This is a genomic window from Rhodovulum sp. 12E13 (genome assembly GCF_003340565.1).
Lineage (GTDB): Bacteria > Pseudomonadota > Alphaproteobacteria > Rhodobacterales > Rhodobacteraceae > HLUCCA09.
In genome coordinates this window covers 251112-265457 of the sequence record NZ_QPLK01000002.1, presented here as the reverse complement: position 1 = coordinate 265457, position 14346 = coordinate 251112, and the positions used below count along the sequence as shown (strand labels likewise).

Annotated in this window: 11 protein-coding genes; 7 read left to right on the top strand and 4 right to left on the bottom strand. The window is 70.7% G+C overall.

All coding sequences use genetic code 11. The annotated features are described in order from the left end of the window. Nucleotides 1–73: 73 nt before the first annotated feature. The 3 genes from DLJ49_RS22010 to DLJ49_RS02985 all read right to left on the bottom strand — a co-directional run bounded on the left by DLJ49_RS22010 (nucleotide 74) and on the right by DLJ49_RS02985 (nucleotide 2975). Complete coding sequence (locus DLJ49_RS22010) at nucleotides 74–1858, bottom strand: methyl-accepting chemotaxis protein (RefSeq protein WP_233488644.1); 1785 nt, start codon at nucleotides 1856–1858, stop codon at nucleotides 74–76. Further along, the gene (locus tag DLJ49_RS02990; protein WP_147277256.1) at nucleotides 1855–2145 is read right to left on the bottom strand and encodes a hypothetical protein; all 291 of its coding nucleotides are present in this window, start codon (nucleotides 2143–2145) and stop codon (nucleotides 1855–1857) included. Before DLJ49_RS02990 ends, DLJ49_RS22010 begins: the two co-directional genes overlap by 4 nt. A 164-nt stretch (nucleotides 2146–2309) precedes the next feature. Then, complete coding sequence (locus tag DLJ49_RS02985) at nucleotides 2310–2975, bottom strand: DUF1028 domain-containing protein (RefSeq protein ID WP_115392030.1); 666 nt, start codon at nucleotides 2973–2975, stop codon at nucleotides 2310–2312. Nucleotides 2976–3072: 97 nt separating this feature from the next. Here DLJ49_RS02985 and DLJ49_RS02980 point away from each other — a divergent pair, with 97 nt between their 5' ends. From DLJ49_RS02980 to DLJ49_RS02950, 7 genes are all read left to right on the top strand, one after another. Next, a complete protein-coding gene (locus DLJ49_RS02980; protein ID WP_115392029.1) occupies nucleotides 3073–4662 on the top strand; it encodes an ABC transporter substrate-binding protein in 1590 nt (529 codons plus the stop codon). Nucleotides 4663–4756: 94 nt separating this feature from the next. Next, nucleotides 4757–5704: an ABC transporter permease gene (locus DLJ49_RS02975; RefSeq protein WP_115392028.1), complete on the top strand. Its 948-nt coding sequence runs from the start codon at nucleotides 4757–4759 to the stop codon at nucleotides 5702–5704. Next, nucleotides 5701–7590, top strand: a complete 1890-nt coding sequence (locus tag DLJ49_RS02970) for a dipeptide/oligopeptide/nickel ABC transporter permease/ATP-binding protein (RefSeq protein ID WP_199533280.1) — start codon at nucleotides 5701–5703, stop codon at nucleotides 7588–7590. The genes DLJ49_RS02975 and DLJ49_RS02970 overlap by 4 nt, the downstream gene beginning before the upstream one ends. Before the next feature lie 145 nt (nucleotides 7591–7735). After that, nucleotides 7736–8689, top strand: coding sequence for an ABC transporter ATP-binding protein (locus tag DLJ49_RS02965; protein WP_115392027.1), 954 nt, complete (start codon nucleotides 7736–7738; stop codon nucleotides 8687–8689). Then, the gene (locus DLJ49_RS02960; protein ID WP_115392026.1) at nucleotides 8664–9446 is read left to right on the top strand and encodes a FadR/GntR family transcriptional regulator; all 783 of its coding nucleotides are present in this window, start codon (nucleotides 8664–8666) and stop codon (nucleotides 9444–9446) included. The genes DLJ49_RS02965 and DLJ49_RS02960 overlap by 26 nt, the downstream gene beginning before the upstream one ends. Nucleotides 9447–9787: 341 nt before the next feature. Beyond that, on the top strand, nucleotides 9788–10558 hold the full coding sequence (locus DLJ49_RS02955; RefSeq protein ID WP_158547383.1) for a glycosyltransferase family 25 protein: 771 nt from the start codon (nucleotides 9788–9790) through the stop codon (nucleotides 10556–10558). Nucleotides 10559–10790: 232 nt separating this feature from the next. Continuing rightward, nucleotides 10791–12812, top strand: a complete 2022-nt coding sequence (locus DLJ49_RS02950) for a CocE/NonD family hydrolase (protein ID WP_115392024.1) — start codon at nucleotides 10791–10793, stop codon at nucleotides 12810–12812. A gap of 150 nt (nucleotides 12813–12962) precedes the next feature. Here the strand turns inward: DLJ49_RS02950 and DLJ49_RS02945 are convergent, their stop codons facing one another. Further along, entirely contained in the window at nucleotides 12963–14231 is a 1269-nt protein-coding gene (locus DLJ49_RS02945) for an ATP-grasp domain-containing protein (protein WP_158547382.1), read from the bottom strand. Between the last annotated feature and the right edge of the window lie 115 nt (nucleotides 14232–14346).

The window sequence follows — 14346 nt, the reverse complement described above, 5'->3', positions numbered from 1 at the left end:
ACCGGGCCCGGCTGCGCCCCTGCATGCCGGGACAGGCCGGCGCGGCGCAAACCGAGCGGTTCTGCCCGGCGGCTCAGGCCGCCTTCGGCGACCGGCCGCCGCCGGCTCTGGCGACGTCGGCGTCGGGGACGAAGACGGCGATCGTGCCGACCAGAGCCTCGGCGCCTCGGGCGAGCGACTGACTGGCGGCCGTCGTCTCCTCGAACATCGCGGCGTTGCGCTGGGTGACCTTGTCGAGCTCGCCCAGCGCAGTGTCGATTTCGGCGAGGCTCGCCGACTGGCTCTCGGCCGATTGCGCGATCTCCGATATGCGTTCGGTCACCCGCGCCACGCTCTCTGTCACCGTGGTCAGCGCCTCGCCCGTCTTGCGCACGAGATCGACGCCGGTGCCGACCTGCGTGCCGCTCGCCTCGATGAGTTGCTTGATCTCGTCGGCCGCCTCCGACGAGCGCTGCGCGAGCGCGCGCACCTCCGAGGCCACCACGGCGAAGCCCCGTCCCGCCTCGCCGGCACGCGCCGCCTCGACGCCGGCGTTCAGCGCGAGCAGGTTGGTCTGGAAGGCGATGTCGTCGATCACCTTGATGATCGACTGGATCCGCGTCGACGAATGCTCGATCTCGTTCATCGCCTCGACCGCGCGGGTCACGAGGCTCGCGCTCTCCTCGGTATCGGTGCGGGTGCGCGCGACTTCGCTGTTGGCATGCCCAGCACTCTCGGCGGTCTCGCGCACGGTGGCGACGAGCGACGAGACGGACGCCGAGACCTCGGCGAGGGTCGCGGCCTGGCTCTCGGTGCGGCGCGACAGGTCGGTGGCCGCCGAGGTGATCTCGGCGGTCTCCCGCCCGATCGCGTCGGCCCCCGACAGCACGCTGCGCATCGCTCCCTCGAGCGCCTCGACCGCGCGGTTGAAATCCTGCCGCAACTCCTCGTACTCGTCGGGGAAGCGCTCGAAAAGGCGACGGGCGAGGTCCTTTTCCGACAGCGCCTTGAGTCCGCCGCGCAGGGCATCGACAACCATGCGCTGGGCCTGGGCGACCTCGTCTCTCCGGGCGGCCTCGCGGGCCGCGGCTTCGCGCGCATCGCGGTCGGCGCGCTCGGCGCGCTCCTTCTCCTCCTCGGCCTCACGGGCGGCCTCGCGCGCCGCGCGGCTTGCCGATTCCGCCTCCGCCTTCGCGGCCTCGGCGCGGGTGCGGGCATTCTCCGCCTCGGCCCGGGTCGCCTCGGCCTCGTCCATCGCGGCGCGCAGGCGCTCGGCATCCTTGCGCCCCTGCGCATCCAGGCGGGCGCGTGTGTCGATGGCGTAGACCAGCGCGGCCGTCTCGACCACGACCGCTGCGCCGTGAGCCAGAAGGCGCTCGAGGTCGACCAGAAGCGAGACCGACGGGTAGATCAACGCGGGCATGGCGAGCGTCAGCACGCCGTGATGCACCACGATGGCCGCCGCGGCGGCGAGCGTGGCGGACCGGTCGTTCATGACCAGCGTCGCAGCGAGGGCTGCGAAGAAGTACATGTGGCTGTCGAGTTGCCACGGGTGGCCGGACAGCGTGCCGGTCAGCGCGGCGACCTGGGCCACCAGCGCGATCGCCGCGACCGGGCGGCCGAGCGCGGGTGCCATCCGCAGCGAACCGGCGCCGAGAACCGCGAAGATTGCGCCCGCCGCCAGCGCCGCCAGAAAGGGAGTTCCCGCCATCGCGGCGCCGCCGAGAGGCAGCAGGCCGCAGGCTGTGGCGGCCCGGGCGATGAGGACATGTCCGCGCCGGCGGGCGGCCTCGGACGCGTCGGTGGCGGCGTCCGCCGCGGAGGCGTCGGTAGCGGCGTTCGCCGCGGGGCCGAGCGGGATCGGGGAGGTCTGGGTCATGTCTGCAATCCACAGAGCAGGGCGAGGCGATCGCCGTCGAGCACGAACCAGGCGCCGGCGTCATGCAGGCGTGCGGCAAAACCTGGCGCGTCGGATGTCGCGAAGCCGGCCAGAGGCGCCTGTGCCGGACCGACAGGCATGCCGCCGGCCGCACGCACGGTCGCGTCGCGCGCTGCGGAACCGGCAGGGCCGACGACCAGCACGAGGCCGCCCTCCGAGGGCGCCGTGCCCGCCACGGCCAGAAGCGGACCCGTCAGCGCCGACAGCGCTATCACGAGCGCGAGCACAAGCCTGTGACGCCGTTCCATCCGGGTTCCCTTCCAAGAAACGCACCCGCGGCGCACATGCCCGCGGCCGATGGGGTCATGCGGCCCGCGCCCTTAAGCTTCGGTGAAGAACGCCCCGAACCCGTAGAATTGTCGGGATGCGGCCGTCACCGAGGACGCGGCTGTCACGCGGGGCCGGGCCGCTCGCGGTCGGTCAGCACGGGCACGCTGGAGAGCCAGTCGGCATAGGGCGGGCGCGCCGCGCGGGCGCGCAGACTGGCGAGGTCGGCAAGCGGGTTCGCGCTCCAGTCGACGCGCAGGGTCAGGGGGGGCGCGGCCGGCCCCACGACGAGCAGAGCGGCCGATTGCAGGCCCCGCTTGTCGCCCCCCGCCTGCGCGCCGGCCTCCAGCGCGGCGAGCAGGCGATCGGCCAGCGCGCCGGGCGCGGCGCGAAACGCCTCCAGAGCCGCGTCGAGAACGCTCTCGCCCGTCAGCAGGTTTCCGGTGACGACGAGGCCCGGTGCGACGCGCGCGCCCATGGCGGGCGTGTTTGCGGTGCCGGTGAAGTGGCCGGTGGCGCCGTCCGGGCCGATCGCGGCAAGCTGGCGGTGGTCGCGCCCCGCATCGCCCCCCGTCACGGCCGAGACGGCCTGCGCGGCAGCCTCGCCCGCGCGCATCCGCACCAGCACGTCCTCGCCCCAGAACGTCGAGGGTGCAGCCCCCTGGCTGGCCGAGGCGCCGGCACGCGGGTCGGCGCGGAGCACCCAACCGCCGACGCACAGACTGCCGGTCGCGGCTGCGCCGCCGACCTCGCCGCCGGCGGGATCGCGCGCGAGGATCGAAAAGGTCATGCAGGCCCTCCTTCCACACAATTATCATGAAAATTTTGCCCGAAGCAAATTTTCATGATAATTTGCCCTCAAACACGTTCTCACAGGGAGCTGCACCATGATCATCACCTGGACCCGCCGGACGGTGCTGGCCGCGACCGTCGCGGCCGCAGGGCTCGGGCTCGGCCTCGCCCCGCTCGCAGGGCCGGCCGCGGCGCAGACGCCGCCGGGCGTGCTCGTCGTCGGACAGATCGCAGAGCCCAAGGCGCTCGACCCGGCCGCGGTGACGGCGGTCAACGACTTCCGCATCCTCATGAACGTCTACGACGGGCTGGTGCGCTACCGTTCGGGCACGCTGGAGGTCGAGCCGGCGCTGGCGACGGCCTGGGAGACCAGCGAGGACGGCACCGAATACACCTTCACCCTGCGCGAGGGCGTGACCTTCCACGACGGCTCGCCTTTCGACGCCGAGGCGGTCAAGTTCAACTTCGACCGGATGCTGAACGAGGATCACCCCTACCACGACACCGGCCCCTTCCCGCTCGCCTTCTTCTTCTCGGCCATCGAGGAGACCGAGGTGGTCGACGACATGACGGTGCGCTTCCACCTCAACGAGCCCTACGCGCCCTTCCTGTCGAACCTCGCCTACCCCACGGGCCTGCTCGTCTCGCCCGCCGCTGTCGCGGAGCACGGCAGCGATTACGGCCGCACCCCCTCGGGCACCGGCCCCTTCCGCTTCGTCGAGTGGCAGTCGAACCAGCGCGTGGTGGTGGAGCGCAACCCGGACTACTGGGACGGCGCGCCCGAGCTCGAGGCGGTCGTCTTCCGCCCGATCACCGACGCCAACACCCGCACCGCCGAGATGCTGGCGGGAGGCATCGACCTGATGGTCGAGGTGCCGCCCGTCGCGCTGTCGGAATTTCAGGACACCGAGGACTACACGGTGCACGAGCAGGCGGGGCCGCATGTCTGGTTCCTGATCCTCAACCTGCGCGAGGGCCCCTTCACCGACCGGCGCGTGCGGCAGGCCGCCAACTACGCGATCGACAAGGAGGCCATCGTCAACGACGTGCTCGAGGGCACGGCAGAGGTCGCCGCCGGGCCGACGCCGCCCGCCTTCGCCTGGGCCTACAACGACGCGCTCGAGCCCTACCCCCACGACCCCGACCGTGCCCGCGAGCTGATCGCCGAGGCCGGCGCCGAGGGGGCCGAGCTGACCTTCTTCGTCACCGAGGGCGGCTCGGGCATGCTCGACCCGGTGGCGATGGGCACCGCGATCCAGGCCGATCTCGAGGCGGTGGGCTTCGACGTGGCCATCGAGACCTACGAGTGGAACACCTTTCTCGGCGAGGTGAACCCGGGGCTGGAGGGCAAGGCCGACATGGCCGAGATGGCGTGGATGACGAACGACCCCGACACCCTGCCCTTCCTCGCGCTGCGCACCGAGGCGATGCCCGACCAGGGCGGCTTCAACTCGGGCTACTATTCCAACCCCGAGGTCGACGCGCTGCTGGAAGAGGCACGCGTGGCCACCGACCAGGAGCGGCGCGCCGACCTCTACAAGCAGATGCAGGCGATCGTGCACGAGGACGCGCCGTGGGTGTTCGTTGCGAACTGGAAGCAGAACGCGGTGACAGGGGCGAATGTCGAGAACTTCCAGCTCGAGCCGTCGTTCTTCCTGCTGCTGCACGACGTCGAGAAGAACTGATTTCGGGCCGGCGGGGGCCGGCCCGACCCATGCGAGGGGGCCAGCCCCCTCGCGCTCCCCCGGGATATTTCGAGCAAGAAGAAGGGGCGGGGCGATGGGCGCCTATATCCTGAAGCGGCTGGTCTCGGCGGTGCCCGTGCTGCTGGGGATCACGGTGATCGTCTTCCTGATCATGGCGATGATCCCGGGCGATCCGGCGACCGCCATCCTCGGCTCCTACGCCACGCCCGACAACGTGGAGAAGCTGAACCGCGACCTCGGGTTGGACAAGCCGCTGGTGCAGCGGTATTTCATCTGGTTGGGGAACATGGTGCAGGGCGATTTCGGGCGGTCGTTCTCGCTCAACCGGCCGGTGCTCGACGAGATCTTGGAGCGGTTCAACGCGACGCTGATCCTCGCCGGCACCTCCTTCGTGATCTGCGCGTTGCTCGGCATCCTGGCCGGCGTCGTCTCGGCCGCGCGCCAGTACGGGCTGGCCGACAAGGCGATCACCTTCGCCGTGCTGATCGGGATCTCGATCCCGTCGTTCTTTCTCGGCATGATGATGATCCTTCTGTTCGCGGTGAACCTGCGGTGGCTGCCCGTCTCCGGCATGTACGCGATCTACGGTGGCGGCGACCTGCCCGACCTCTTGCGGCATCTCGCGATGCCGGCCACGGCGCTGGCGGTCGTGGCCACCGGCGTCATCGCCCGCCTCTCGCGCTCGGCCATGCTGGAGGTGCTGCGGCAGGACTTCATCCGCACCGCCCGCGCCAAGGGCGTGCCCGAGCGCGGGGTGATCTGGCGGCACGCGCTGAAGGCGGCGATGGTCTCGATCATCCCCGTCCTCGGCATCCAGGCCGGCTTCGTGCTGTCGGGCTCGGTCTATATCGAGATCGTGTTCCAGTGGCCGGGCGTGGGGCGGATGCTGGTCGATGCCATCCTCACCCGCGACATCCTGCTGGTGCAGGGGGGGGTGGTGTTCGTCGCCGCCTGTTACGTGATGTTCAACATCGTGGTCGACGTGGCGCAGAGCCTGCTCGACCCGCGGATCAAGCCATGATCGGATTCGTCCGGCTGCTGGCGCGCAACCAGCTGGCGCTGGCGGGGGGCGTCGTGCTGGCCATCGTCGTGGTCATCGCCGCCGCCGCGCCGATCCTGCCCCTGCAGGCGCCGCAGGTGACGAACACCGCCGACCGCTTCCTGCCGCCCTTTTCCGATGGACACCTCCTGGGCACCGACCATCTGGGGCGCGACCTGCTCTCGCGGCTGATCTGGGGCACGCGGCTGTCGCTCTCCGTGGGCTTCGCGGCGGCGGTCATCGCCGCCGTGATCGGCTCGGCCATCGGCATCGTCGCGGGCTATTTCGGCGGCCGCATCGACAACGTCGTCATGCGCGGCGTCGACATGCTGATGGCCTTTCCCTACATCCTGCTGGCGCTCGCCATCGTCGCCGCCCTCGGCCCGGGGCTGCTGAACGCGCTCATAGCCGTAGCGGCCGTCAACATCCCCTTCTTCGCCCGCAACATCCGCGGCGTGACCGTGGGCATCGCGGGGCGCGAGTTCATCGATGCAGCCCGCCTCTCGGGCAAGGGCCACCTCGCCATCCTGACGACCGAGCTTCTGCCCAACGTCGTCCCCGTCATCGTCATCGCCATGTCGACGACCGTGGGCTGGATGATCCTCGAGACGGCGGGCCTGTCGTTCCTCGGGCTGGGCAGCCAGCCCCCGGTGGCCGACCTCGGCTCGATGCTGGGCGAGGCGCGCTCTGCGCTCATCACCAACCCCCATACTTCCCTCGTGCCGGGACTGATGATCTTCGTGATCGTCATGTCCATCAACCTGCTGGGCGACGGCGTGCGCGACGCGCTCGACCCCCGCCTGCGGTCGGGCGCCCTGAGCCGCCCCCAGCCCGCAACCACCGTCCGGCGCACCGGTCCCGTGCCGGACGGCCCCGGCGCCGGCGCGCTCGACCTCCAGCGGCTCGAGACGCGGTTCCACGTCGGCCGCCGCGTCTTCCGCGCGGTGAACGAGGTGAGCCTGACAGTCGGCCGGGGCGAATGCGTCGGCCTGATCGGCGAGAGCGGCTCGGGCAAGTCGGTCACCGCGCTCTCGGTGATGAAGCTCGTCTCCTCGCCGCCGGGCGTCATCACCGGCGGCGCCGTGTTCCGCGAGGGCGACGACCTGGTCGGCGCGCGCCACGACACGCTCCGCCGCCTGCGGGGCGACCGCGTCGCCTACATCTTCCAGGACCCGCTCTCGACGCTCCACCCGCTGATGCGCGTGGGCGACCAGCTGGCCGAGGCGATCCGTGTCCACCACGCCGTCGGCCGGGACGCCCTGCGCAGACGCGCCGTCGAGCTGCTGAAGGCCGTCCGAATCCCCAACGCCGAGAGCCGCATCGACGCCTACCCTCACCAGCTTTCGGGCGGCATGCGCCAGCGCGTCGGCATCGCCATGGCGCTCGCCAACGACCCCGACATCATCATCGCCGACGAGCCCACCACCGCGCTCGACGTCACCGTGCAGGCCCAGATCCTCGCCCTGCTCGACGACCTGCGCCGCGAGCGCGGTCTGTCGATCCTGTTCATCACCCACGATTTCGGCGTGGTCGCCCAGCTCTGCGACCGGGTCGCGGTGATGTATGCCGGCCAGATCGTCGAGGAGGGGCCGACGGGCGAGGTGCTCGACCGCCCCGGCCACCCCTATACCCGCCGCCTGATCGCCTGCGTACCCGAGCTCGGCGGCGGCCGTCGCCAGCTCCACGCCATCCCGGGCTTGCCGCCAGCCGTCGACGCCCTGCCGGCCGGCTGCGCCTTCGCACCCCGCTGCGACAAGACCCGCGATGCTTGCCGGCAGGGCCCGATCGCCCTCGAGCGCCGGGGGCGACGCGCTGTCCGCTGCCTCTACCCCGAGCATGCGGCGCATGCGCCCGAGGCCGCGCAATGATCCCGCGCCACGGCGCAGGGGCCGTCGCCGGACCCGCCCCATCATCTTGGCCCAAATACTCCGGGGGAGTCGCCCGGAACGGGCGACGGGGGCAGCGCCCCCGTCCCGGCCGGCCTGCCCGCGCGACAGGTGACGAGGCGCGCCCATGACCCACGCGCTCCGCCTCGACGGCGTCGCCAGGACCTTCCCGGTCGGGCCGCGTCTCTTCCGCCCGCCGCGTGGGGCGGTGCGTGCCGTGCGCCCCGTCTCGCTCGACGTCGCGAAGGGCGAGACGCTCGGCATCGTTGGCGAATCCGGCTGCGGGAAGTCGACCCTCGCGCGCATGCTCGTCGGGCTGGAGACGCCCACGGCAGGCACCATCGAGATCGAGGGCCGCGCCTTCGACCGCTCCGACCCCGCAGCCTTCGGCCGGATGATCCAGTACGTCTTCCAGGACCCGGTCTCGAGCCTCAATCCGCGCAAGTCGATCCGCCGGATCATGGAAATCCCGCTCGCGCGCCTGCACGGCATGGGCCGCGCCGAACGGGCCCGGCGCATCGCCGAGATCTTCGCCTCGGTGAACCTGCGCGAGGAGTTCCTCGACCGTTTTCCCCACGAGTTCTCGGGCGGTCAGGCGCAGCGCATCTCGATCGCCCGCGCGCTCGCGGCGAGCCCGCGCATCCTCGTCCTCGACGAGCCGGTCTCGGCTCTCGACGTCTCGGTGCAGGCGCAGGTCCTCAACCTGCTGGCCGAGCTGCGCCGCCGCTTCGGCCTCACGTATATCTTCATCTCGCACGACCTTGCCGTGGTCGAGGCCGTCAGCGACCGGGTCGCGGTGATGTATTTCGGCGCCGTGGTCGAGGTCGGCGCGGCCGAGCGCATCTTTTCGGCGCCGCGCCACCCCTATACGCGTCTCCTCGCCGGCTCCGCGCCGGTGGTCGGCCGGCCGCTGCGCCCGCCCGAGGCGAAGGGAACGGAGCTGCCCGACCCGCTCGCCCCGCCGCCGGGCTGCGCCTTCGCCGCGCGCTGCCCCCGCGCGACCGAGCTCTGCCGCCGCGAGGATCCCGCGCTCACGAAGATGGACGACGACCAGTATGCCGCCTGTCACCACCCGCTCTGACCCTCGCACCGCCGGCAACGCCTCGCGCCGCAGCCGGCCCGAGCGCGTGGCAGAGGCGATCAAGAGCTGGGTCGTCGCCGAGAACATGGCACCCGGCGACAAGCTGCCCGGCGAGCAGGAACTGATCGAGCGCTTCGGCATGGCCAAGGGCACGATCCGCGAGGCCATGCGCCTGCTCGAAGCGCAGGGACTCGTCAGGACGCGGACCGGGCCCGGCGGCGGATCCTTCGTGCATGCGGTCTCCGAGGCACGGGCGCAGGCGCTGCTCGGCAACTACTTCTACTTCAAGAACCTCACCATCGCCGACATCTACGATCTGCGCATCGCCCTCGAGCCCGAACTCGCCGCCTCGCTCGCCGGCCGGCTCGGCGAGGCGGACCTCGCCGCGCTCGAGGCCAACATCGCCCGCTACGACACGCCCCCCGCCACGGCCGACGAGGATCGCGCCCAGCACGTCGCCTCGCTCGACTTCCACCGGATGCTGGCCGGCTACGCGGAGAACCCGCTGCTCGGCTTCGTCATCGGCTTCATGGCGAGCATGCTCTCCGACATCACCGTCTCGCGCCGTCTCTACGAGCCACGCAACTACGACCTGTGGCGGCGCGGGCGCGATCACCAGCGCGCCCTGGTGGAGGCGCTGCGCGACGGCGATGCCGAAGCGGCGCGGCGCACCATGGCCGCGCACATGCGCGGCGCGCGCGACCTGATGGAGGTGCAGGAGGCGCGGATGGCCCGCCGCTTTCTCTCCGACCGGTGAGCCGCAGCGCGAGTCCGGGCGGGAATCACCATCCGCGAGGCCCCGCGATTGTCGCCGCCCCGCGCATTGAGGCGCAATCCGCGCGGCATCGTCTCCGGCGGGTGATCAAGGCCGCCGCGCGCCCCCCTCGGCATTGAGACGGAGGCACAGAGCCTGCTAGGCGCAAGGCTCAATGTCACGGGAGGGCCTTGCACGCCGGACGACGGCGGCGCGAGGCCGGGGCGCACGTCATGTTTCGATCGTTTCCGAGCCGTTCGTCAGTTCACCAACCGCGGGAGACGGCCATGCGATCGAGAGGCACGCCACCTGGCGGCACAGGGCCTATCCGTTCCGGCGCAGCCGTGGACGATCCCGCCCGGCATCTTGCGGTGAGGGTCGTCAGCCTGCCGCACAGCCGGGACAGGCGTCAGGCGATCGCGGAGAATCTGGCCGATCTCGCGCTGCCCTGGTCGTTCTTCGACGCCCTCGGCCCCGATGACGACATCGGGATCGCATGTCGCGTCGCGGAGCAGGTGGATCATTTCGGCCGCCCGCTCACGCCGGGCGAAATCGGCTGTTTCAAGAGCCATTATGCCGTTTGGCGGACATTCGAGGCCGACCCGTCGCTCGATTGGCTGCTGGTGCTCGAAGACGATGTCTGCCTCGATACGTCCTTCGACTTTCCCGCCCTCGTCGCGGCGCTCGAGCAGGAAGGGCTGGGATACCTGCGGCTGTTCTGCCGGGAGTGGCGGCGCGGCTGGCCCGTCAGGTCGCTCGGCGACCGTCAGATCCTGTTCCTCGCGTCGGATCCGTACGGCACGCAGGGCTACCTCGTCTCGCGCCGCGCGGCAGCCCGTCTCGTCGCGAGCATCGAGTCGATTCGCCGCCCGATCGATGACGAACTCGGCCGGTTCTGGGAAAAGGGCCTCGGGAACTGCGTGCTGTTTCCGTTTCCGCTGCTGGAACGGCAGGCGCCATCGACGCTGAGCGGCCAGCGTGACGTCGAGCGCGCGGCAGCGCGCGGCAAGACCCCGCGGCGGATTCTGAACAAGATCCGCGACTTCACCGCGAAGCGTGTCTATCTGGCGAGCCTTGCGCTCGGCCTGCGCAGGCTGGCACGGGACCAGACGTGACGCGCCTGCAGGGTCGTGCGCCGGCGGAGTCGCCCCGCAGCGCGTGACCTTGCATGGAAGATGTCGCGTGCGGCGGTGTTCACCGGCGAACATTCCTCCGCCCCTGCACGTTCCGACGACCGACCCGCCGTGCCCATGGGCCGCCGGCCCCGGCTTCCCTGAGCCGGCCGGCCGCGTTGCGTTCGCACGGCGCGGATGCTGAGGTCGCCAGGCCAGTCAAGGAGCGGAGCGCATGAAGATCGTCGACACCTTCCCCCACGCCGTGCGCGAGATATCCCACACGGAGGTGCCGATGCCCGACGGCACCCGTCTCGCCGCCCGCATCTGGATGCCCGAAGGGGCAGAGGGGGCGCCGGTGCCGGCGATCCTCGAATACCTCCCCTACCGGAAGAACGACTTCACCGCCGCACGCGATGCCACGATGCAGCCCTACCTCGCCGGCCACGGCTACGCCGTGGTGCGGCTCGACCTGCGAGGCGCGGGCGATTCCGAGGGCATCATGCCCGACGAATACCTCCCGCAGGAGCTGCAGGACGGGGTCGACGCGATCGCCTGGATCGCCGCGCAGCCCTGGTGCGACGGCAATATCGGCATGATCGGCATCTCTTGGGGCGGCTTCAACGGGCTGCAGGTGGCCGCCCTGCAGCCGCCGGCGCTCAAGGCGATCGTCACGCTCTGCTCGACCGACGACCGCTATGCCGACGACGTGCATTACATGGGTGGGTGCCTGCTGGGTGAACAGCTGTCGTGGGCCTCGATCATGTTCGGCCGCAACTCGCTGCCGCCCGACCCCGCCAATGTGGGCGACCGCTGGCGCGAGATGTGGATGGGGCGGCTGGAGGGCTCGGGCCTCTGGCTGAAGAACTGGCTCGCACACCAGACGCGCGACGCCTTCTGGAAACACGGCTCGATCTGCGAGGACTGGTCGGCGATCCGCATCCCCGTCTATGCCGTCTCTGGCTGGCCCGACGGCTATTGCCGGGCCGTCTTCCGCCTGATGGAAAACCTGCAGGGGCCGCGGAAGGGCCTCGTCGGGCCATGGGCGCACCGCTACCCCCATATCGGCGAGCCGGGGCCGGCGATCGGCTTCCTGCAGGAAGAGCTGCGCTGGTGGGATCACTGGCTCAAGGGCCGCGAGACCGGCATCATGGACGAGCCGATGCTGCGGCTCTACCGGATGAACAGCGCCGAGCCGGCCGGCCACTACGAACACCGGGAGGGGGAGTGGATCGCAGAGCCCTCGTGGCCCTCGCCCAACGTGCGGCCGGCCGAGTTTTACCTGGCCGCCGACCGCTCGCTGGCGCCTCGGAACGGGGGGCCGCATGGCGTGTGCGAGCATTCCTCGCCGCCCGACGTGGGCATGGCCTCGGGCAAGTGGTGCGGCTACTCGAAGCCGGGCGACGCGCCCCTCGACAAGCGCCGCGACGACGCTGGCTCGCTCACCTTCGAGACCACACCGCTGGACGAGGCGCTCGACATCGCGGGCGACGCGCAGGTGTTGCTCGACCTCGAGGCCGACCGCCCCGTGGCGCAGCTCGCCGTGCGCATCTCCGACGTCCATCCCGACGGACGGGCGACGCGCGTCACCTTCGGCGTGCTCAACCTCACTCACCGCGACGGCCACGAGCACCCCGAGCCGCTGGAGCCCGGCCGCCGCACCACGATCCGCGTGCCGATGAAGCACGTCGCCCAGCGCTTTCGCCCCGGCCACCGGCTGCGGCTGGCGATCTCGACCAACTATTTCCCCATGATCTGGCCCGCCCCCGAGCGCGTCACGATCCGCGTGCATACCGAGGCGTCGCGCCTGATCCTGCCTGTTCGCGCCCCCGCGCCGGAGGACGCCGCCCTGCGCCCCTTCGAGGAAGCCGAGGGCGCCCCTCCGCTCGCCAAGGACGTGCTGGAAGAACCCGAGGAATACTGGGAGATCGTCGAGGATGCGCGCACCGGCGCGATGGAGATGCGTCTGGCCGATGGCGGCGGACGTGTGCATTTCCACGACAACGACCTCGTCACCTACTCGCAGGGAACCGAATCCTACCGAATCGGCCCGGCCGAGCTGACTTCGGCCACCGGCCGCACGCGCTGGCGCTACGAGATGGCCCGCGGCGACTGGCACGTCTCGACAGAGACCGAGACGATGCTCACGGCCGACGCGACCGATTTCATCGTGCAGGCCCGCTTGCGCGCCTGGGAGGGCGAGACGCTGGTGCACGAACAGGAATGGGACGAGCGCATCCCGCGAATGCTGGTGTAAGGCCGAGGCTGCCGCCTGCCCTCTGCGCCGTCCGGTATCGCCGGACCGACATGCATCCCCTGCTCACTCCCCGGGCGGAGCGGCGGTCACGTCGCGCCCCAAGCAAGAGGCACAAGGGAAGCCGGCGACGTGCAGCGGATGCCCCGGCCGTCACCCGATCTCGAAATCGAGGATCGCCTCCGCGCGGTCCTTCTTGCGCAGCAGCTCCGCCTCGTCGCGCGCGCCGATGAACAGGTCGGCGAGCTCGTAGCTGTATTCTTCCTGTTCGGGCAATTCGCTCAGGCGTTGCCCCTCGGCCACCTTCAGCTCGACCAGCGTCTCGGGCTGCTCCTCGTGCAGTGCCGCGAGTTGGGCCTCGCCGGGCACGCGGCGCACGACACCGTCCTCCCAGCGGCGGACGAAGCACTTGGCGGCGAGGTCGAACCGGCCCGCGCCCCGCCGCCACCGCGGCGTGCGCCCGAGCGCCAGTTCGACCGCGAGCACCTCATGGGGCTGGCCGTCGACCTTGTGGAACAGGTCCGAATGCGACTGAGACAGGCGCGAGTTCATCTCCAGCACGTGCAGGTCGCCCGTCTCGGGCTCGAGGAAGAACTCCATGTTGAACGGGCAGCCGTCATAGCCGATCCGCGTGATGATCTTCGTCGCGATCTCCTCCATCCGGGCGACGGTCTCGCGGGGCAGATCGGCCGGATACTGGTAGCGCGAAAAGGTATGGCCGTTGGGCTCGCGCATCGAGGCGACCGCACCGTACACGACGACCTCTCCCCGATGCACGTAGCCCTCGATCGTGTATTGCTCGCCCTTCGAGATAAGCTCCTCGGCCATGCACATCGTCGCGCCGCGCCGCGCGAGCTCTTCCGGCAGGTCGACGCGACCGAGCGGATAGACGAACGGCTTCGTCAGCTCGCCGATGTCGCGGCGGATCTCGGCGAGCGCCGCGTCGAAATCCTCGCGGCGCGCGATCTCGAAGCCCAGCATCGAGGAATGGCCCACGACCGGCTTGATCCAGAACGGAAAGTCGAGCGTGATCTCGGCAAGCGGGTCGTCGGCGAAGGGATCGAACCCGCAGAAGCGCGGCGTTCCGATGACCTCTGCCTGCTCCTTGCGGAACCAGTACTTGTGCTCGCACCTCATCACCGAGGTCGTGCTGGCGTAAGGGTAGCCGCAGCGCTCGGCCAGAAGCGGGGCGATCAGCGACGAGGGAAAATCCCAGTAGGTGATGACGGCGCTGGCGCCGGCCTCACGCGACCGGCGCTCGGCCAGGTCGAGACGTGCCTCGAAGGGAAAGCCGCCATCCTCTATGATCACCTCCTGCCGCGTGAGGGCGGGCACGAAGCGGACATCTTCCCGCGTGCCGACGCGGCCCCCCAGATACTCTTCGGTAAAGTCGTCATAGCCGACGACTGCGACGGTCTCCATCGGCCTTCCCCACGTCGTGACTCGCGTTTGCCGCATGACAACGGGCCGTCGCACGCCGGGTTCCCACGCTGCCGCCCCGTCGCGGCGGCACGCCGGGCCCTGGCTCCACGCCGGC